Source organism: Mediterraneibacter agrestimuris (assembly GCF_943193195.1).
Taxonomy (GTDB): domain Bacteria; phylum Bacillota; class Clostridia; order Lachnospirales; family Lachnospiraceae; genus Schaedlerella; species Schaedlerella agrestimuris.
Genome location: NZ_CALPDG010000003.1, coordinates 65,327 through 86,456 on the forward strand (window position 1 = coordinate 65,327; position 21,130 = coordinate 86,456).

Genomic DNA, 21,130 nt, shown 5'->3' on the forward strand with positions numbered 1-21,130 from the left:
GGGTGTGAACAGTAACAGTATATGTTTTCGTTTTTTATTTCATGCATTTTCCTTGACAAAAAAAGATGTGGCTGTTAGTATGGTATTAAGGTAATACCATATAAGGGTGCGAGGTCAATATTTATGGAAATCCAGTCAATAGCCAGCGCTAATTTAAGCAGTCTGGTAAAGGATCATCTGTATCAATATATCCGGGGGCTTGATCAGAAGGATAATATGAAATTACCGCCAGAGAATCAACTGGGAGCAAAGCTGGGAGTAAGCCGGGTAACGGTACGCCGTGCTTTGGACGAGCTGGAAAAAGAGGGGATCATTATAAGGATTCATGGAAGAGGAACCTTTGTGAATCCGGAGGCTTTGAAGATACAGGTGAATTTGATGCCGGGAGAAGAGTTTACGCATCTGATTGAAAAGTGCGGATATAAGGCATCGTTTGAAGTAAGAGATATAAGGCGTAGGAAACCGGACAATAAAACAGCACGGCTGCTGGAACTCGATACAGACGAAGAAATCTATGAAGTAGAAAAGCTATATTTTGCGGATCATCATCCGGCGATCATCAGTATTGATTCTTTTGCCTGCAGCCTGATAGGAGTTGAGCTGACCAAGGATGTGATGGGAAAGAAGTCAGTATTTGATATTTTGCATCAGTATGGCAGGAGTTTTATTGCAAGAGATAAGATCTGTATGGAAACAATGAATCGTAGGGAAATGGAACAAAGCTCCTTATGCGGAAAAGATATGGAATGCGACAGTGTGTTGGTTTTTTATGGAGAGAACTATAACCAGGATAATAAACTCGTGATGCTTGACAGAGAATATTATGATACAAACTATGTAAAATTTAGTCTCATGAGAGTGAAAAATATCCGAAGAACGGAAATATAAGAGAAGTGGTTGTTTGGAGCATGCTGCTGAGAGAAATCTCTGGCAGCGCTTCATCAGCAAACTTCTTTTTTATAAAAACAAAAAAGGTAATACCATATTACCATATTACAAAAGAAAAGGAGGAAAAAAGATGGCAGCAAAGTTGAATCAGATTTTTCATTTGAAAGAAAGGGGAAGTAATGTAAGGACGGAAGTGCTGGCCGGACTGACTACGTTTTTGACTTGTGTTTACATAGTGGCGGTTAATCCGGGCATATTGGCGGCTGCGGGAATGGACACAAAGGCGGTATTCTGGGCAACTGCATTGTCGGCGGCAATAGCCTGTATCTGGATCGGTCTCTGGGCAAATCTTCCGTTTGCGTTAGCGCCGGCGATGGGATTGAATGCGTATTTTGCGTTTTATGTTTGTAATACGCTGGGACTTCCTTGGCAGAATGCATTGGCATGCGTAGCCATATCCGGTATTTTATTTATGTTTTTGAGTATTTTTAAAGTACAACAGAGGATTGTAGATGCGATGCCTGAGTGTATTAAACATTCTGTCGGGGCTGGAATCGGATTTTTTATCGCATTTACAGGACTTATGCAAGCGGGAATTATCAAGGAATCGCCAGATACACTTCTGACATTGGGAGATTTGGCGAATCCAGGCGCGCTTCTGGCGCTCTTTGGGATTTTCCTGACGGCTGTTCTGGTTATCAAACGGGTACGCGGCGCAATGCTGATTGGAATTATGGTTGTGACTGTTCTGGGAATTATTGTGAAAAACCCGGAAACAGGGATGGCATATACAATCATTCCGAAAAGTATTTTTTCTTTTGAAAATCCGGTGTCCGCTATGGCTCCAACCTTTGGAAAACTGACAATAAAAGGAATGTTTTCAGGTTCTCCGGAAATGGTTTTAGGGGTTGTCTTTGCCATTATCAGTTTCTTATTTGTGGATTTGTTTGATAGTATCGGAGTGCTTCTTGGTGTTTCTTCAAAAGCAGGTCTGGTGGATGAAAAAGGAAATATTCCATTTGCGGGAAAGGCATTGTTTGTATCAGCGGGCGGTGCGGCTGTCGGCGCAGTCTTAGGAACAAATACAGTTACCATCTATGGAGCGGAAAGTGCAACCGGAATTTCAGAGGGGGGAAGAACTGGACTGACAGCTTGTGTAACTGGGTTTTTCTTCATTTTGACATTGTTTTTCTCACCGCTGTTTCTGATGATCCCGTCAGTAGCTACCGCACCGGCGCTGGTTATGGTAGGTATTTTTATGATTGAGCCGCTGCAAAGACTTCCATTAGATGATGTAGCGATAGCGCTTCCTGTCTTTCTGACAGTAGCATTTATGCCGTTTACATATAACATTGCATATGGAATCTTGTTTGGATTAATCGGGTATACGATAGGGCAGATCGCGGCAGGAAAAACAAAAGAGATTACAAAAACAGTGTGGGTACTGACGGCTATTTTTGTTGTATATCTGATATTGGATATTATATTGTAGGAGGATTTAAAAATGCGGAGTTTTGAAGAAATAAAAAATACAATTGAAACGGGGCTTGGAAGGCACGTCTGTGATTTAAAACTGAAAAATATACAGCTTGTAAATGTATTTTCTGGAGAGGTTTATCCGACAGATATTTATATAAAGAACAAACGGATTGTTTCCATTGATCCTGCGGCAGAACTTGAAGCAAAAGAAGTCATAGACGGAAAAGGTCAATACGCGCTTCCTGGTTTGATCGATGCACATATGCATTTTGAATCTACGATGCTGTCACCGGAGGCATTGGCTTCTGTAGTTGTTCCACAGGGTACGACTACATTGTGCGCTGATTTGATGGAAATTGCAAATGTAGCTGGCGAGGAGGGACTGCGTGCTATGCTGCAGTCTATGAACAGACTGCCTTACAGGATGCTGATAGAAGTTTCTTCCAGGGTTCCGACAGCGCCAGGGCTTGAAACGACAGGAGCGGTTCTTGGGGCGGAAGAAGTAGCTAAGATTATGGATTGGGAAGAAAGTGTCAGTCTGGGAGAATTGGATCCGTCAAAGATTTTATTTGTAAAAGATGAATATATTCACAAAATTGCGGATACACTTGCCCGGAGAAAGCTTGTAAATGGTCATGCAATTGGCCGGTTGGGACAGGAATTGAATATCTATGCCTCATCAGGGATATCAGATGATCATGAATGTGTTAATACAAATGAGATGATCGAACGTTTGAAGGTAGGGATGAAGGTGTTTATCCGGGAAGGAAGCAGTGAGCGAAATGTGGATGAGCTGATCAGAGGCGTAGTTGAGCAAAATCTGGATACGTCAAACCTGATGTTTTGTACAGATGATAAACATGCAAGAGAGATTCAGGTAGAAGGGCATATTAATTATAATGTATCAAGGGCGGTAGAATTAGGACTGGAGCCGATGAAAGCATTGCAGATGGCAACCATAAATACCGCAAAACATTTCCGCATGGAGGATGAAATCGGAAGTATTACACCGGGAAGACTTGCCGATATCATTCTGGTAGAAGACTGGCATGATGTGAAACCGACGACGGTTATTTTTGAAGGAGAAGTAGTGGCACAGAATGAGAGGCTGATAAAGGAGTGTAAAGTCAGCGACTATCCAGAATGGCTTAAGCATACGGTAACCTTGAAGAATCCGATAACACCCACATCCTTTGCGGTTTCGTCAAAAAAGCCGGACGGAATGACGAGAATACATGTAATTGATATGATTCCAAGACAGATCATCAATCATCATATAATAGAAGAAGTACATGTCAAAGACGGGGTGATCCAGACGGAGACAGAGAGAGATATTCTGAAGCTGGCAGTTATAGAACGGTATGGTAAAAATGGAAATGTAGGGGTTGGCTTTGTACACGGCTTTGAACTGAAAAAAGGGGCGTTGGCATATTCCATGTCCCATGATCATCATAATATCGTAGTAGTGGGAACAAATGATGAAGATATGGCTCTGGCAGTGAATGAAGTTGCCAGATTAAACGGAGGATTGTCGGTTGCCTGTGACGGAAAAGTCCTGAACAGTATGGAGCTTCCGATTGGTGGGTTAATGAGTGAAAAGTCAGCCGAAGAGGTAATGGCGCAGTTGGATATCCTGAACGCAGACGCCAGAAATCTAGGGTGTGGAATGGACGCTCCATTTATGTCGCTGAGTTTCATCTCTCTGCCGACCGTACCAGATTTGGGACTGACAGATCAAGGACTTGTAGATGTGCTGGCACATGAACTGATCGAGTTGGAAGCAGAAGAAACAGTACAGAATGATTAATAAGAATAGAGTATGAAGAAGATATTACCGGGATGGTAACAAAAGCAATAGATTGTAGGAAATCTTGAATCATATATCCAAAGAGAGGGCAGAGTAAACGGTAGAAAATACCGGGGACTTTGCTCTTTTTTAGCCTGCTCCGAAGTTATCAACAAATGTTACTGTTCATACGCTATGGTACTCCAGTAACAGTAGCCAACAAATTCACATGCGGGGAAATAAATTTTTTCTGCCCTTTTAAAGTCTACAGTGAGGTGATATAATATACGCGAACACTCAAAACAGTCCACCGGACTGTTTTATCGCATGCTTGGCAACAAAGAATCAAGAGGTGTAGTATATCGCAAACACGAAAAAGAAAGAGGTTAATTGAATGAGCATTTTTAATTTGAACGCTTATGATGTAATTCGGACAGAGGAGTTGTCTGATTTAAAATCCAAAGGATACTTATTGAAACATAAAAAGAGTGGGGCTCGTGTCCTTCTCATGGAAAATGATGATGAAAACAAGGTTTTTTCTGTTGCTTTCCGTACGCCGGCTTCTGACAGTACAGGAGTGCCGCACATTATGGAACATTCTGTACTTTGCGGCTCACGGGATTTCCCGGTGAAGGATCCATTTGTGGAATTGGTGAAAGGATCCCTGAATACATTTTTAAATGCCATGACTTATCCGGACAAGACTGTTTATCCGGTAGCAAGCTGTAACGGCAAGGATTTCCAGAATCTGATGCATGTATATATGGATGCCGTGTTCTATCCGAATATTTACGAACACGATGAGATTTTCCGGCAGGAAGGCTGGAGTTACAAGTTGGATGATGTGGATGGAAAACTGACATACAATGGTGTTGTTTATAATGAAATGAAGGGAGCGTTTTCTTCACCGGAGGGAGTGTTGGACAGAGTGATCCTCAATTCTCTGTTCCCGGATACTACTTATGCCAATGAGTCCGGCGGCGATCCTGAAAAGATTCCAGAACTGACCTATGAACAGTTTCTTGATTTCCACCAGAAATATTACCATCCGTCTAACAGTTATATTTACCTCTATGGTGATATGGACATGGAGGAGAAGCTGGACTGGCTGGATAAGGAATATTTAAGCGCTTTCGATGTAAATGAAGTGGATTCGGAGATTCATTTTCAGAAGTCTTTTGAAAATGTGATCGAATTGGAGAAGAACTATTCCATTTCAAGCGAGGAGTCAGAAGAAGAGAACACATATCTTTCTTATAACAAAGTGATTGCGACCAGTCTGGATGAAAAGCTGTATCAGGCATTTCAAATACTGGATTATGCCCTTCTTTCCGCACCGGGGGCACCGCTTAAGAAAGCTCTTGTAGAAGCGGGAATCGGCAAAGACATCATGGGATCTTATGACAATGGAATCTATCAGCCGGTATTTTCTGTGATTGCCAAAAATGCAGAAGCCTCACAGAAAGAAGTATTTATAGATACTATTGAAAATACACTTCGGGAGATCGTGAAGAATGGAATTGATCAGAAAGCATTGGAGGCAGGAATCAATTATCATGAGTTCCGTTTCCGGGAGGCAGATTTCGGCAGCTATCCGAAGGGACTGATGTATGGTCTGGAAATGTTGGACAGTTGGCTCTATGATGAGAATCAGCCATTCCTTCATATGCAGGCTCTTCATACTTTTGAGTTCTTAAAAGAACAGGTTGGAACCAGATATTTTGAAAATCTGATTCAGACATGGATACTGGACAATACCCATGGGTCTATTGTAATTGTAAAGCCTGAGAAGGGTATGACCGCGCGTCTGGACAAGGAACTGGAGGAGAAGCTTCAGGCGTATAAGGATTCTCTGCGCAAAGAAGAACGGGAGAAGCTGGCTGCAGATACGAAGGCATTGATTGAATACCAGGAATCTGAGGATACATTGGAAGATATGGAAAAGATTCCGGTACTCAAACGGGAAGATATTTCCAAAGAGATTGCACCGGTTTATAACGAGGAGAAGATGTGTGATGATGTATTGATGGTGCATCATAATGTAGAGACGAATGGCATTGGCTATGTGACACTGATGTTTGATCTATCCGGTGTGCCGGAAGAGAAGCTTCCGTATGTGGGGATGCTGCAGGCAGTGTTGGGAATCATCGATACAACACATTATGAATATGGGGAACTGTTCAATGAAATCAACGTTCATACAGGCGGAATAGGTACGACTCTTGAACTATATCCGGATGTGACAAAGGTGGAAGAAAAAGCATTTCGTGCTACCTTTGAAATTAAAGGAAAGGCATTGTATCCGAAGATGGATATACTGTTTGCTATGATGAGAGAGATTCTTATGGAATCCAAACTGGATGACGAAAAGCGTCTCAAAGAGATTCTGTCCATGCTTAAGTCCAGATTACAGATGACCTTTCAGTCTTCCGGACATACAACGGCGGCTCTCCGCGCTCAGTCTTACGCGTCTCCACTGTCCAAGTTCAAGGATGATACAGACGGCATCGGATATTATGAGAAAGTAAAAGAAATCGAAGAACATTTCGATGATAAGAAGGCAGAACTGATCAACAGTTTGAAAAAACTTGCCGGACAGATTTTCCGCGGGGATAATATGATGGTAAGTTATACTTCTGCAGAAGAAGGTCTGGAAGTCGTAGAAACAGAGATTAAAAAGATCCGGGGGCTGCTGAACGATGGGTTGGCAGACGAAAATAAAAATCAGAATGTGACAGAGAACAGTGCATCAATGGATAATTGTTTTGAGGGGGAGACACGCTGTATTTTACATTGCATGAAACGTAATGAGGGATTCAAAACATCTTCAAAAGTACAGTATGTGGCAAGAACTGGCAACTTTATTGACGGTGGGGCAAAATACAGCGGGGCGCTGCATATTCTGAAGGTAATTTTGAGTTACGATTATTTGTGGCAGAATATCCGTGTCAAAGGCGGCGCCTATGGCTGCATGTGTAACTTTAACCGAATCGGGGAAGGGTATCTCATCTCCTACCGTGATCCAAACTTAGAGAAAACGATTGAAGTGTATGAAGGCGTTGTAGATTATCTGAAAAATTTTACAGTAAACGAGCGTGATATGAATAAATATATTATTGGTACAATGAGTAATCTGGATCGTCCGATGAATCCGAATGCAAAGGGTGCACGCTCTATGAATCTGTATATGAATCATGTGACAGAGGAAATGATCCGCAAGGAGCGTCAGCAGGTACTGACAGCAGAGCAGGGGGATATTCGCGCACTTGCAGAAGTGGTAGAAGCAATGTTAAAAGCCGAACAGCTTTGTGTTATCGGAAGCGAAGAGAAGATAGAAGAACAGAAAGATTTGTTCATGGAAGTGAAAACATTGTTCTAAATAAATGCTTTAAATAGTAACAGCAGAGATGAACTGTAAACCAGTTTGTCTCTGCACTACATATTTTGGACTGGGAAAATATTATGGAGGTTATGCATGAAAGAAAATTTTAAATCGGGCTTCGTTACCTTGATCGGTCGTCCAAATGTAGGAAAATCTACACTGATGAATTATTTGATTGGGCAAAAAATCGCGATTACATCTAACAAGCCGCAGACTACCCGCAACCGGATTCAGACAGTATTGACGACCGAAGAAGGGCAGATTGTCTTTGTGGATACGCCGGGAATCCATAAGGCGAAAAATAAACTGGGCGAGTATATGGTAAATATTGCTGAGCGTTCATTAAATGAAGTGGATGTGGTATTGTGGCTTGTGGAGCCTACTACATTTATCGGGGCGGGAGAACAGCATATTATCAGACAATTGAAACGAGTGAAAACACCGGTCATTCTTGTAATTAACAAGACGGATATGGTCAAGCCGGAAGAGATTCTTGCTTCGATCGACGCATATCGCAAGGAATATGATTTTGCAGAGATTGTCCCGGTGTCTGCAAGGAGCGGAGCAAATACAGATGAGCTGGTAGATGAGATTCTCAAATATCTTCCTTATGGTCCACAATTTTACGATGAAGATACTATCACGGATCAGCCGGAGCGTCAGATCGTGGCAGAACTGATCCGTGAGAAGGCGCTGCATAGCCTGAATGAAGAGATTCCACATGGAATCGCAGTTGCAATTGACCGGATGAAGATGGAGAGAAAGGTCATGCACATTGATGCAACGATCATCTGTGAACGGGATTCACATAAAGGAATCATTATCGGAAAACAGGGAAATATGCTGAAAAAAATCGGCAGCACCGCGCGCTATGAAATCGAGCGGCTTCTGGACTGTAAGGTAAATCTGAAATTGTGGGTAAAGGTGCAGAAGAACTGGCGTGACAGCGACTTTCTGATGAAGAACTTCGGATATCGGGGAGACGAGATGTAACAGCTCAGTATAGGACCTTGCAGTTGTAAAGTCCGTAAGAAATTCAATCATCGGCTGAACTGGCAGATTTTGTCCGGTATAGTCACAGGCAAATCGGAAAACCTAATCATATAAGAGAAGTGGAAGAAAACTCACAGATGAAGAGGTGGAACGATGGAAGAACAGTATTGGCAGCGGTTTATGAAGAGCGGAGATGTGACGGATTATCTCGGCTATAAGATGGAAATGTACGGACATCGAGAGAGTGACAGATACCAAAGCGTGACAGAAGAAGTTAACAAAAGCGGCGTATATGCCGGAGAGAATTATCGGAACAAACAGGAGTAACAACGTTGAATCAGATCGTATTGACAGGAATGGTACTTTCGGTGACACCGATCGGAGAATATGACAGACGGGTGGTCATACTGACTAAAGAGCAAGGGAAGATCTCCGCCTTTGCAAGAGGAGCGCGTAAACCGAACAGTCCTCTTGTGGGGGCTGTGAATCCCTTTTCTTTTGGTGAGTTTACTATTTATGCCGGACGCACTTCTTATACCATTCAGTCTGCAAAAATTACGAATTATTTTGCAGAACTGAGAGAAGATATGATGGGCGCATATTATGGGTTTTATTTTTTGGAATTTGCCGACTACTATACGAAAGAAGCGAATGATGAGCGGGAGATTCTAAAGCTCCTTTACCAGACACTGAGGGCGCTTGGTAATCCGAAGCTTCCGAACCGGCTGATCCGTTACATATTTGAATTAAGGGCTCTTTGCATCAATGGAGAAGGACCGCAGATTTTTCAATGCATTACCTGTGGCTGTACAGAACGTCCGATGGTCTTTAGTGTGAAAAAGGGCGGTCTGGTCTGCAGCGAATGTAGTGGAGATATAATTGACAGTATCCATTTAGACCAGTCGACAATATATACTATGCAATATATTGAAAGCACCAAAATTGAGAAATTATATACATTTGTAGTCAAGGAAAAGGTAATGGATGAGCTTGCTTGGGTTATGCAGAGGTATACAGATGTGTACATAGAGAAAAGATTCAAATCATTGGAGATACTAGAAACACTGCTATAACCAGACATTATCAATAGTAATAATTCCAGCCCATTTTAAGTCGCTTCCGGCGAGGGGCTTTATATATCGCTGTCATCACTTCATTGGTCGGACACCTTGCAGCACAGTGCAAGATGCCGTATGAACAGTAACGAACTGTTACTTATCAATATGTATAGTTGAAATGATTACTTTACAAAACAGGCAGAAATCGTTATAATAAAAAACAATTGAGGTATCAGACTGGCGTCAGTCTGATGAGGATCTTTTTCTATAATATGGTATTTGAAAAAGAGGATATGATTGAACAAAGAATGTGAGGAAAAAACAATGGCTGAAAAGACAATGGAAAAAATTGTAGCTCTTGCAAAATCAAGAGGATTTGTATATCCGGGCTCTGAGATTTACGGCGGTCTCGCAAATACATGGGATTATGGAAATCTTGGTGTGGAGCTTAAGAATAATGTAAAAAAAGCATGGTGGCAGAAGTTTGTACAGGAGTCTCCTTATAACGTAGGTGTAGACTGTGCAATTTTGATGAATCCTCAGACATGGGTGGCTTCCGGACATTTGGGCGGATTCTCTGACCCGTTAATGGATTGTAAAGAATGTCACGAGCGTTTCCGTGCAGATAAGTTGATTGAAGATTTTTGTGCAGAAAAGGGAATCGCAATTGACGGAAGCGTGGATGCATGGTCCCAGGAGCAGATGACAGCATTCATTGAGGAACATCAGATTCCGTGTCCGACCTGTGGGAAGCATAACTTTACAGATATCCGTCAGTTTAACCTGATGTTCAAGACATTCCAAGGCGTAACAGAGGATGCGAAGAACACGGTATACTTAAGACCGGAAACAGCACAGGGGATTTTTGTAAACTTCAAAAATGTACAGAGAACTTCTAGAAAGAAGATTCCGTTTGGTATAGCACAGATTGGTAAATCATTTAGAAATGAGATTACGCCGGGTAACTTTACATTCCGCACAAGAGAGTTTGAACAGATGGAACTGGAGTTTTTCTGTGAGCCAGATACAGATCTTGAGTGGTTCGCATATTGGAAACAGTTCTGTCTCGACTGGCTGTATGCACTCGGCATGAAAGAAGATGAGATCAGATATCGTGACCATGACAAGGAAGAGCTTTCTTTCTATAGTAAAGCAACAACAGATGTAGAATTCCTTTTCCCATTCGGATGGGGAGAACTGTGGGGAATTGCAGATAGAACAGACTATGACCTGTCACAGCATATGGAAGTATCTAAACAGGATCTGACTTATTTTGATGATGAGAAGAAAGAAAAATATATTCCATATGTTGTAGAGCCGTCATTAGGAGCTGACCGTATGGTACTTGCATTCCTTTGCAGCGCTTATGATGAGGAGAATATCGGAACAGAGGAGAAGCCGGATATGCGTACCGTACTTCATTTCCATCCGGCGCTGGCGCCGGTAAAGGTTGGCGTACTCCCACTGTCTAAGAAGCTGAATGAAGGTGCAGAGAAGATCTATGCAGAACTAAGCAAATATTACAACTGTGAGTTTGATGACAGAGGTAATATTGGAAAGCGTTACCGCCGTCAGGATGAAATTGGAACACCGTTTTGCGTGACTTATGATTTCGAGTCTGAGGAAGACGGAGCTGTTACAGTTCGAGACAGAGATACAATGCAGCAGGAAAGAGTGAAGATTGAAGACTTGAAGGCTTACTTCGAGGACAAGATGAGATTTTAAAGGTGACTATTTAGTCTTGCGTTAGATAAAAACGGATGTGCCATGCTTGCATGTACACATCCATTTTTTATATAAAAGTTTTGATTTGTACAATTTAGCAAACAAGCGTATAATAAGAAAAGCAGCTGGGGATAACAGAGAAGTCTACAGCAGTCAGTAATGTAATATTTGAAAAAGCAGGAGGTTATGTGCAAATGGGAAATACAGATAGTAAAAAAGAAAACAAAGACAATAAAGAGAAGAATCTGTGGGAAATCTATGATGATACACAGTTAAAGGAACTGGAAACTTTTAATGAAGCATACAAGGCATTTCTGGATGCGGGCAAGACCGAACGGGAATGTGTAACAGAGATTGTCCGTCAGGCTGAAGAAGCTGGATACCGCAATCTGTACAGTACAGATTCTCTGAAAGCGGGGGATAAGGTGTATGCCGCATGGATGGAGAAGTCGATTGCCTTATTTAACATCGGAGAAGAACCTTTGGAACAGGGAATGAATATTCTGGGAGCACATATTGATTCTCCGCGTCTGGACTTGAAACAGAATCCGCTTTATGAAGACGGCGGATTTGCATATTTTGATACACATTATTATGGCGGTATTAAGAAATACCAGTGGGTGACAATTCCACTCAGCATTCATGGTGTGATCGTACGTAAAGATGGTACAAAAGAAGTAATTTCCATTGGTGAGAATGAATCAGACCCAGTTTTCGTAATTACGGATCTGCTTGTGCATCTTTCTTCCAAGCAGATGGAGAAGACAGCAGCAAAGGTCGTGGAAGGTGAGAAGCTGGATATTCTGATGGGCAGCAGGCCACTGGGAGGGGAAGAGAAAGACGCAGCGGCGGCCCGGATTATGAAGCTGCTGGAAGACACGTATCACATAGAGAGAGATGATCTGATGTCAGCGGAACTGGAAGTGGTTCCAGCAGGAAGAGCACGTGATTGTGGTCTGGATAAAAGTATGGTGATGGCATACGGTCAGGACGACAGGATCTGTGCGTATACATCTTTAAAAGCAATGCTGGATGTGGATAAGGTAAACCGGACTTCCTGCTGTATTCTTGTGGATAAAGAAGAAATCGGAAGCGTAGGTGCAACCGGAATGCATTCCCGATTCTTTGAAAATGCGGTGGCAGATATGTTTGATAAGCTGGGCGGCTTTACCGAATTGAAGCTGCGCCGGGCGCTGGCATATTCTACCATGATCTCATCAGATGTCAGTGCGGCCTATGATCCGATGTATACAGAAGTGTATGATAAGAAATCAACAAGTTTCTTTGGAAAAGGACCAGTTTTCTGTAAATACACCGGACGTGGAGGGAAGAGTGGTTCTAATGATGCGAATGCAGAGTATATTGCGAAGCTGAGGAAGATATTTGACGAATGCAAAGTTCATTTCCAGATGGCAGAGCTTGGCAAAGTAGACGCTGGCGGCGGCGGAACAATTGCTTACATTCTGGCGCAGTATGGAATGGAAGTGATTGACGGTGGAGTAGCGGTTCTTAGCATGCACGCACCGTGGGAGATTTCCAGCAAAGCAGATGTGTATGAAGCATACAGAGGATACTGTGCATTCTTAAAGAAGATGAGATAAATATTAAGATTGAGATAAATATAACAATATCTATAGAGATTGGTTAAATTTACAAGCAAAAACCTTGACTACGCATGGCAAAACCATTAAAATAGATATGCGACTTAGCCAAATTTAGTTGTAAAAATCAATTAGGAGGTCACTAAAGACATGGCAAAATGGGTTTATATGTTTACCGAGGGTAATGCAACCATGAGAAACCTGCTTGGTGGAAAAGGTGCAAACCTTGCAGAGATGACAAGCCTGGGACTCCCGGTTCCGCAGGGATTCACAGTAACAACAGAGGCTTGTACACAGTATTATGAAGATGGCAGAAAGATCAATGATGAGATTATGGCTCAGATCATGGACGCTATTGAAAAATTGGAAGTAGTTGCAGGAAAGAAATTTGGAGATAAGGAGAATCCGCTGCTCGTTTCCGTTCGTTCCGGAGCAAGAGCTTCTATGCCGGGTATGATGGATACAATCCTGAATCTTGGTTTGAATGAAGATGTAGTAGAGGCGCTGGCAGAGGCTTCAGGCAATCCGCGTTGGGCATGGGACTGCTATAGAAGATTTATCCAGATGTACTCTGATGTAGTTATGGAAGTTGGTAAGAAGTATTTTGAAGAGCTTATCGACAAGATGAAAGAAGAAAAAGGTGTTACTCAGGATGTTGACCTTACAGCAGAGGATCTGAAGACTCTGGCGGGACAGTTCAAAGCTGAGTACAAAGAGAAAATCGGCGAAGAGTTCCCGGCAGACGCAAAAGAGCAGTTGATGGGAGCAGTTAAGGCTGTATTCCGTTCATGGGACAACCCGCGTGCGAACGTATACCGTCGTGACAATGATATCCCGTATTCATGGGGAACTGCTGTTAACGTACAAATGATGGCATTTGGTAACATGGGCGATGACTGTGGTACAGGTGTTGCATTTACACGTGACCCTGCTACAGGAGAGAACGGTCTGTTCGGAGAGTTCCTGACAAATGCTCAGGGTGAGGACGTAGTTGCCGGTGTTCGTACACCAATGCACATTTCTGAGATGGAACAAAAGTTCCCGGAGGCATTTGCACAGTTCAAAGATGTATGCAATACTCTGGAAACACACTATAGAGATATGCAGGATATGGAGTTTACTGTAGAGCACGGTAAATTGTACATGCTGCAGACACGTAATGGTAAGAGAACAGCTCAGGCTGCTTTGAAGATTGCGTGTGACCTTGTTGATGAAGGAATGAGAACAGAAGAGGAAGCGGTAGCAATGATCGATCCTCGTAATTTAGATACTCTGCTTCATCCACAGTTCGATGCTGCTGCACTGAAAGCTGCAACACCGATGGCAAAAGCACTTGGAGCATCTCCTGGAGCTGCTTGCGGTAAAGTTGTATTTACGGCTGATGACGCTGTAGCATGGGCTGCAAAAGGCGAGAAAGTTATTCTTGTCCGTCTGGAGACATCTCCGGAAGATATTACCGGTATGAAGAGCGCTCAGGGTATCCTGACAGTTCGCGGCGGTATGACATCTCACGCTGCCGTAGTTGCGCGTGGTATGGGTACATGCTGTGTATCAGGATGCGGCGATATCGTTATGGACGAAGCAAATAAGAAATTTACACTCAATGGAAAAGAGTACCATGAAGGAGACTGCATTTCTCTTGATGGTTCTACAGGCGCTATTTATGACGGAATTATCCCGACAGTTGACGCTACGATCGCCGGCGAGTTTGGAAGAATCATGGGTTGGGCTGACAAGTATAGAACTATGAAGGTTCGTACAAATGCTGATACTCCGGCTGATGCTAAGAAGGCTCGTGAGCTTGGAGCAGAAGGTATCGGACTTTGCCGTACAGAGCATATGTTCTTTGAGGGCAATAGAATCGATGCATTCCGTGAGATGATCTGTTCAGAAACAGTAGAAGAAAGAGAAGCAGCACTTGAGAAGATTCTTCCGGAGCAGCAGGGAGACTTTGAGGCTCTGTATGAGGCTCTTGAGGGTAACCCGGTTACAATCCGTTTCCTTGATCCGCCGCTTCATGAATTCGTTCCGACTACAGAGGAAGATATTCAGAAACTGGCTGACGCTCAGGGCAAGACCGTTGAGCAGATTAAGGCTATTATCGACAGCCTGCACGAGTTCAACCCGATGATGGGTCACCGTGGATGCCGTCTGGCAGTTACTTATCCGGAAATTGCTAAGATGCAGACAAGAGCAGTTATCCGTGCAGCGATCAATGTACAGAAAGCTCATCCGGATTGGACAGTGAAACCGGAGATTATGATTCCGCTTGTTGGAGATATCAAAGAACTGAAGTACGTTAAGAAATTCGTTGTTGAGACAGCTGACGCTGAGATTGCAGCAGCAGACAGTGATCTGAAGTACGAGGTTGGTACAATGATCGAAATTCCGAGAGCAGCTCTTACAGCTGACGAGATTGCAAAAGAAGCTGACTTCTTCTGCTTCGGTACAAATGACCTGACACAGATGGCGTTTGGATTCTCTCGTGACGATGCTGGTAAGTTCTTAGATGCTTACTATGACGCTAAGATATTCGAGAACGATCCGTTTGCTAAGCTTGACCAGACAGGTGTCGGCAAGCTAATGGATATGGCTATTACATTAGGTAAGCCGGTTAATCCGAGCCTGCATGTAGGAATCTGTGGAGAGCACGGCGGAGATCCAAGTTCTGTAGAGTTCTGTAACAAGCTTGGACTGGATTATGTATCCTGTTCACCATTCCGTGTGCCGATCGCAAGACTTGCAGCAGCACAGGCTGCAATTAATGAAAAGTAATACACCGTAGATAATAGGTGTGGAAACTTAATTAGTTTCAATAACAGAACCCCTTACGCTTTCATTGCGTAAGGGGTTTTTGTCATTTTTTTAAATTTTTGTCATGTATTTTTTTATATCACTTATAACTGTAGATGTATTAGTTTTATTAGGAATTATGTCTGATAGGTATTTGCGGATTTTTTTATAAATAGGTTTGTACAAACCAAGAAAAACATCTAGTTCATAGCAACCGCTAAGGGACGCTAATTCTTTCATATCTTTTAAAGGTTTAAAAAATACAAAATGTGCTTTAGGAATATATTCAGTAGTTAGAAAAACTTTTTTAAAATATTCCACTTTTGTTTCGCTTTCTACAATTAGAAAAATAGTATTTTTTAAATTGATATTTTTAGGAACACATCGTTCTAAAAATTTATAAATATTGTTTTCACTAGTAAATTTATCATATGGATAGAGATTTAGAGTTTTGTAATTTGTTGAAAAATCATTTTTACATTCAAATCTCAGAGGTAATATATGAGAAAATTTTGTTCCTTCTAATTTCAAAAAACGAATGAACCATAAAAAGATATGGCAGTTATTTGAATTAAGGTTTGCAGAAGAAGTTAAAAAGTGCAAATGGCTAGGAACGTGATAACTTGAAAGAGCCTTTTGTATTGTAGATAAGGCAATCTTTTTCTCATATACAATTTTTATATAAAGAGATAGAATTTCATCATCCCAAGCATAAAATGGAAGGTGTACATCTTGTGGAGATGGAAAACGTTTTAAAAATGCTTTTAAAAAACTATCGTAGTTTTTAAATAAAGATACGACGCCAGAACGCTGGTATTTTCTATTGAGAACACCAAATTTATTTGTATCTTCCTTCAATGATTTGATTCGTGATTTGGCTTCTTTATCCGTCCAGCCTTTATTTGAGGCTTCGTCTGTTAATAACTTTTTGATTTTTCGTGGCATATATCCTTCTTCTCTTTTTAAGACACAGAATATGTCAATAGCTTCAACTGGTTCAAGAACAAATTCTTCATATATTAGTCTAAGTAAGTTTAAATTATCATTCATTTTATTTCCTCCTTAGATACATGATATCATAAAATCTAAAGAAAATTATAAAAATACTAAAAAATGCTAAGATATATGTTAGATAAATCCCAAAATGAAGTGACTTTTTCTAAAGATTGCTTTTAAAATAAGGGTGCAAAAAGGGATTGTTAAGGGACGTAAGTTAGAGAAATGATTGGAAGACATTTTTTTAATATAGTGATATATTCTAGATGTAGGACAGATAAACATTTACCTACAAATTTCATTGCAATGAGAAATAAATGAAGAAAGAGAGGAAAGCAAAGGGATTTCCGGGATTCCTTTGTTTGGTAGCAAAATGGAATTACAATTTCGGAAATTAAAATTAAGAGAAAATCAAGAATATGAAGGGGTTGTACGCGATGTAGTAGTTAACAAGAAGAAAGGAACAATGTGGATTTTTGTTGAACTCGATGAAATAAAAAATCAAACATTCATGAAGTCATTTCCGTTAGCGTTAACAGAAGGAAGTTTGCTTTGGAACTTCCTAATCGATAACGAGTTACTAGACCGTAAAGGAAACATGGAAACAGACGATTTAATTGGAAGGGATTGTGTTGTAACCATGAGTCAAGGAAAAGATTCAAATTGGTATGTAGACCAACTTGATTTCTACATTGAAACAGAAGCAGATGATGACTGGGGAGATGATTTCGATGATGAAAATGATGAGGAATTTTTATATTAAAGAGGGTTGGCTTCTATGAAAAAATTATTCTCAAACATTGAATCTATGCTAGATAAGAAACAGATTCAAATCGTAAGGCTTGACACAGAAGAAAAGATGCTGCTTGCCAACGGGGATTTTACCCCGTTGGAAGCCAGTGAGAAAGCATTGCGTACATTATTTTACAAAGAGAGCAGTCTGTTTTTAAGTGGCAAGCAAATTCAAACACTAAAGGAATACCTTGAAATCCACCCAGTCACAGATACAACAGTCTATCAGACAGCCAATAGGATTTACAATGACGGAAATCTGTATGCGTATGAACTGGAAAGAGAAACAGGCAAGTGTATTGTGATGACAGAAACGGAAATCTGTATTGGAAAGATTTCGCATGTGTTCTTCAGGCATTCTTCAGATTATAAGAATCAGATTGAGCCGGAATGGAAAGTGGACGTGCAGGATATTTTTCCTTTAGTCCATAAGCATTTTAACCTCAAAAATGAAAAGCAGGAAAAACTATTGATTTTATATCTCGTAACTGCTTTTTGGGGATTGCGGATTGCACACCCATTATTAATACTTACAGGGGAGAAAGGTTCTTCTAAGAGTACGACCATGAGAAATTTGGAACGATTGATAGACCCGAAGAAAAGTGACTTATGTGGGTTGCCAAAAGGTTCTGATGGATTGGAGTTGCGTCTGTCGAATACATATTTTGTCACACTTGATAATCTGTCAAACATCAGCAGAAATGTATCGGATACCATTGCGAGAGCAGTAACAGGTGGATCTGTAACAAAACGAGCATTGTATCACAACACAAAAGAGATTGTAATGGATATCAAGGCATTAGTAGCAATGAATGGTGTATCTCTGATTGCAAAAGAGTCCGACCTTTTGGATAGGTCTTTGATTCTTGAGTTAGACAGAATATCATCAAAGGAAATCAAAGGTGAAGAGGAACTTTGGGAAGCGTTTGAAAAAGACAGAGCGAAGATTCTAGGGTGTGTTTTCCTTATTCTGTCAGAAGCCTTGTTCGACCAAGAGGAAACAACTGTGAAAGAAAAAATTCGTTTGGCAGATTTTCATATTGCTTGCATAAAAGTAGGACGTGTATTGCATATGACGGAATCCGAAGTATCATCATTGCTGTGGGAAAATCAAAAGAATGTGAACAGACAGTCGATAGATGAGGACATTGTTGCTTGCTGTCTGTTGGAATTGATGAGCCATGAAAAAGAATATGTCAATTCAGTTACAGGACTTCTTTGTGACCTGTCAAGAATTGCTTATCAAAATGGGATTGTAAGCAGTACCCTGCCTAAGACACCGAATCATTTGAGTAAGCGGTTAAGCAAGATTAAGAGCAACTTACAATCGGAATACAACATCACATATCATATTGCAAACGTAGGTGCTTTCAAAGAAATTACTATTAGGAATAATGAAAAAGTTTGCGACAGTTGCGAAAGTGAGAATCATCAGTAAGGAAAAGCAAGATGAAGCGTTCTTTCGCAAACGTCGCTAAAAAACAGAAATTTTTTTCAAAAAGAATTAGAACGTGAGTCCACCGCACAAGCGGTTGGACTCCACGTTCCAATCACTTGTAAGAATAGGATTTTTGAAACGTATATTATTCTTATGAGTGATTGAAATGAAAGAAAAGGAGGCAGTATGCAGGACAATAACAACGATTTCAATAGAAAAATCGAAGTGCTTTTATTAAAAATGTTATTGGTTCATCAAGTAATCAATCACTCAACCTATAAAAAAGTACGGAAACAGTATGAGGTAAAGGAGTTGAGTTGAATTGGATAATTTGGCATATAAACTCGGTTCAAGAGCAGTAAGCAACCGATACAGGACAAATCAAAATGATAAGGTAAGAGTTTGTTTTTACGGAAGAGTATCTACACAGCATGAAGCACAGATAAACGCATTAGATAATCAGCTTCAATGGTATGAATCTGTTTTAAAAGACCATCCGAACTGGGAGAAAGTCAAAGTATATGTAGATAAGGGAATATCAGGAACACAGGCAAAGAAAAGACATGGATTTATGCAGATGATAGAAGATGCGTCAAAAGGAATGTTTGACCTTGTCTGTACACGTGAGGTTTCAAGATTTGCCCGTAATACCCTTGACAGTTTGGACTATACTAGAAGATTAAAAAACATGGGAGTTGAGGTATTCTTTTACAATGACAATATTTGGTCTTGTGAATCAGATGGGGAACTGAGATTAACAATCATGTCCGCTATGTCACAGGAAGAATCAAAGCATATTAGTGACAGGGTATTAGCAGGACACAAAACGTCAAGAGAAAAAGGGGTTCTTTTTGGTAATGGAAATATTTTAGGATACAAATTAGTCAAAGGGAAAACGTCAGTAGAAAACACCTATGAAATCATAGAGGAAGAAGCGGAAACAGTTCGTCTGATTTATGACTTGTATCTATCGGGGTTAGGTGTAAAAGCGATTGCAAGTAAACTAATAGAATTGCACCGAAAAAAAGCAAATGGAGAATATAATTGGGAACAGAGTGCCGTCCATCGTGTTTTAAATAACAAGACATATGCAGGGTATATAGGATATAATAAATCTTATACAGCAAGTTTTTTAGACCATAGGAGAGTACCCATTTTAGACCGTTCCCAATATGAATATGTGAAAGGGAATTTTCCACCGATTGTTTCAGAGGACACATGGAATCGTGTGCAAGCCTTGAAAGCGAAAAAGACAATCTGTATTGGAGAGAGGACTCGTGGAAAACCTATGGCAACGGATAAATGGGTGAAAACGCTTGTTTGTGAGTGTGGAAGCACTTATAAAAAATATACATGGCGAGTCAATAAAAACGGAGAGGAAAGTAACGGTTATCAATGCAGAAATCAGGTGGTAAATCGGAAAAGAAGTTTTCATGTGAAAAATGGTTTGGACGGTACTGGTCGTTGTGATGTTCCGTCTATCTGTGAATGGAAACTTGATTTCATGGCAAAAACAATCTTTCAAAGGTTGTGGAAAAATCAAAAAGATTCTCTTGCAGAACTGATGGGAACGATTGAAGAACATTATACAGTCGATAAGGAGGAATATTCAGAGCGGTATGAAGTAGAAAAGTTACAAAGGGAGTTAGACAGGCTTAAAAAAAGGAAGAATAATCTTGTTGATATGCGTCTTGATGATATGATAGATGAAATTCAATATCAGAAGAAATATAGTTTGATTACAGAACGCATTGAGGAAGTGGAAGTTTCTTTACAGAAACTACAATGTGATGGTAAAGAGATAGAGCCTGTAGATGTGAGTGCAGAAATACAAAAGATACAAGAATATCTTGATAAGGTTTGCAACTTGGAAGAGAAACAGATTAGTGGCGAACTGATTGAGGCTATTGTAGAAAGAGTTACTCCAACAGAAGAAGGTGTTTTCAAATGGTATTTAAAAGAGGAAGATTATGACATGGAAATGCAATTTCAAGAAGAACAGTATGTGTTGATGGATAGATTCACCTTAGGATTTAAAGAAGCCAAAGCATATCGGAAGTCTTTTGGAAATTTCATCAGAGCAAAGCAATGGAAAGACTTAGTTGTAGAAGTATATATTAAGAAGTTGTAAAAGCAATTTCGTATAATTGATAATAAGGAATATTGAATATGAATGATAGAGGTAAGGACTAATAGAGC

Annotated in this window: 14 protein-coding genes; 13 read left to right on the top strand and 1 reads right to left on the bottom strand. The window is 40.8% G+C overall.

The annotated features are described in order from the left end of the window. The first annotated feature begins 123 nt into the window (after positions 1 to 123). From NFS18_RS02555 to ppdK, 10 genes are all read left to right on the top strand, one after another. Positions 124 to 888 carry a GntR family transcriptional regulator gene (locus NFS18_RS02555; RefSeq protein ID WP_251387506.1) on the top strand — a complete coding sequence of 255 codons (765 nt, stop codon included), beginning with the start codon at positions 124 to 126 and terminating at the stop codon, positions 886 to 888. Between the two features lie 130 nt (positions 889 to 1,018). After that, positions 1,019 to 2,380 carry an NCS2 family permease gene (locus NFS18_RS02560; protein ID WP_251387508.1) on the top strand — a complete coding sequence of 454 codons (1,362 nt, stop codon included), beginning with the start codon at positions 1,019 to 1,021 and terminating at the stop codon, positions 2,378 to 2,380. Positions 2,381 to 2,392: 12 nt separating this feature from the next. Beyond that, positions 2,393 to 4,174, top strand: a complete 1,782-nt coding sequence (gene ade / locus NFS18_RS02565) for an adenine deaminase (RefSeq protein WP_251387510.1) — start codon at positions 2,393 to 2,395, stop codon at positions 4,172 to 4,174. Positions 4,175 to 4,547: 373 nt separating this feature from the next. Beyond that, entirely contained in the window at positions 4,548 to 7,532 is a 2,985-nt protein-coding gene (locus NFS18_RS02570; RefSeq protein WP_251387512.1) for an insulinase family protein, read from the top strand. 96 nt (positions 7,533 to 7,628) lie between these two features. Then, positions 7,629 to 8,528: a GTPase Era gene (gene era / locus NFS18_RS02575; RefSeq protein ID WP_251387521.1), complete on the top strand. Its 900-nt coding sequence runs from the start codon at positions 7,629 to 7,631 to the stop codon at positions 8,526 to 8,528. 153 nt (positions 8,529 to 8,681) lie between these two features. Then, entirely contained in the window at positions 8,682 to 8,855 is a 174-nt protein-coding gene (locus tag NFS18_RS02580; RefSeq protein ID WP_251387523.1) for a hypothetical protein, read from the top strand. 5 nt (positions 8,856 to 8,860) lie between these two features. After that, positions 8,861 to 9,601, top strand: coding sequence for a DNA repair protein RecO (gene recO, locus NFS18_RS02585; protein WP_251387525.1), 741 nt, complete (start codon positions 8,861 to 8,863; stop codon positions 9,599 to 9,601). 309 nt (positions 9,602 to 9,910) lie between these two features. Next, positions 9,911 to 11,311: a glycine--tRNA ligase gene (locus NFS18_RS02590; RefSeq protein WP_251387527.1), complete on the top strand. Its 1,401-nt coding sequence runs from the start codon at positions 9,911 to 9,913 to the stop codon at positions 11,309 to 11,311. A 194-nt stretch (positions 11,312 to 11,505) separates the two neighbouring features. Further along, the gene (locus NFS18_RS02595; RefSeq protein WP_251387529.1) at positions 11,506 to 12,912 is read left to right on the top strand and encodes an aminopeptidase; all 1,407 of its coding nucleotides are present in this window, start codon (positions 11,506 to 11,508) and stop codon (positions 12,910 to 12,912) included. Positions 12,913 to 13,062: 150 nt separating this feature from the next. After that, positions 13,063 to 15,687 (top strand): pyruvate, phosphate dikinase, encoded by a 2,625-nt coding sequence (ppdK, locus tag NFS18_RS02600; RefSeq protein WP_251387531.1) that lies wholly within the window; start codon positions 13,063 to 13,065, stop codon positions 15,685 to 15,687. A gap of 90 nt (positions 15,688 to 15,777) precedes the next feature. Here the strand turns inward: ppdK and NFS18_RS02605 are convergent, their stop codons facing one another. Further along, entirely contained in the window at positions 15,778 to 16,755 is a 978-nt protein-coding gene (locus NFS18_RS02605) for a hypothetical protein (protein WP_251387539.1), read from the bottom strand. A 319-nt stretch (positions 16,756 to 17,074) separates the two neighbouring features. Between NFS18_RS02605 and NFS18_RS02610 the strand changes: the two genes are divergently transcribed. The 3 genes from NFS18_RS02610 to NFS18_RS02620 all read left to right on the top strand — a co-directional run bounded on the left by NFS18_RS02610 (position 17,075) and on the right by NFS18_RS02620 (position 21,062). Then, the gene (locus tag NFS18_RS02610) at positions 17,075 to 17,464 is read left to right on the top strand and encodes a hypothetical protein (RefSeq protein WP_173690878.1); all 390 of its coding nucleotides are present in this window, start codon (positions 17,075 to 17,077) and stop codon (positions 17,462 to 17,464) included. A 15-nt stretch (positions 17,465 to 17,479) separates the two neighbouring features. Further along, a complete protein-coding gene (locus NFS18_RS02615; RefSeq protein ID WP_251387546.1) occupies positions 17,480 to 18,931 on the top strand; it encodes a hypothetical protein in 1,452 nt (483 codons plus the stop codon). Between the two features lie 322 nt (positions 18,932 to 19,253). Then, a complete protein-coding gene (locus NFS18_RS02620; RefSeq protein ID WP_173690880.1) occupies positions 19,254 to 21,062 on the top strand; it encodes a recombinase family protein in 1,809 nt (602 codons plus the stop codon). The last annotated feature ends 68 nt before the right edge of the window (positions 21,063 to 21,130 follow it).

Bases quoted from the DNA above. Each gene is read 5' to 3' on its own strand.
- NFS18_RS02605 (WP_251387539.1), bottom strand. From the start codon at position 16,755: ATGAATGATAATTTAAACTTACTTAGACTAATATATGAAGAATTTGTT.
- ade (WP_251387510.1), top strand. From the start codon at position 2,393: ATGCGGAGTTTTGAAGAAATAAAAAATACAATTGAAACGGGGCTTGGA.
- NFS18_RS02615 (WP_251387546.1), top strand. From the start codon at position 17,480: ATGAAAAAATTATTCTCAAACATTGAATCTATGCTAGATAAGAAACAG.
- NFS18_RS02590 (WP_251387527.1), top strand. From the start codon at position 9,911: ATGGCTGAAAAGACAATGGAAAAAATTGTAGCTCTTGCAAAATCAAGA.
- NFS18_RS02595 (WP_251387529.1), top strand. From the start codon at position 11,506: ATGGGAAATACAGATAGTAAAAAAGAAAACAAAGACAATAAAGAGAAG.
- NFS18_RS02580 (WP_251387523.1), top strand. From the start codon at position 8,682: ATGGAAGAACAGTATTGGCAGCGGTTTATGAAGAGCGGAGATGTGACG.
- NFS18_RS02555 (WP_251387506.1), top strand. From the start codon at position 124: ATGGAAATCCAGTCAATAGCCAGCGCTAATTTAAGCAGTCTGGTAAAG.
- ppdK (WP_251387531.1), top strand. From the start codon at position 13,063: ATGGCAAAATGGGTTTATATGTTTACCGAGGGTAATGCAACCATGAGA.
- NFS18_RS02560 (WP_251387508.1), top strand. From the start codon at position 1,019: ATGGCAGCAAAGTTGAATCAGATTTTTCATTTGAAAGAAAGGGGAAGT.
- era (WP_251387521.1), top strand. From the start codon at position 7,629: ATGAAAGAAAATTTTAAATCGGGCTTCGTTACCTTGATCGGTCGTCCA.
- NFS18_RS02570 (WP_251387512.1), top strand. From the start codon at position 4,548: ATGAGCATTTTTAATTTGAACGCTTATGATGTAATTCGGACAGAGGAG.
- NFS18_RS02610 (WP_173690878.1), top strand. From the start codon at position 17,075: ATGGAATTACAATTTCGGAAATTAAAATTAAGAGAAAATCAAGAATAT.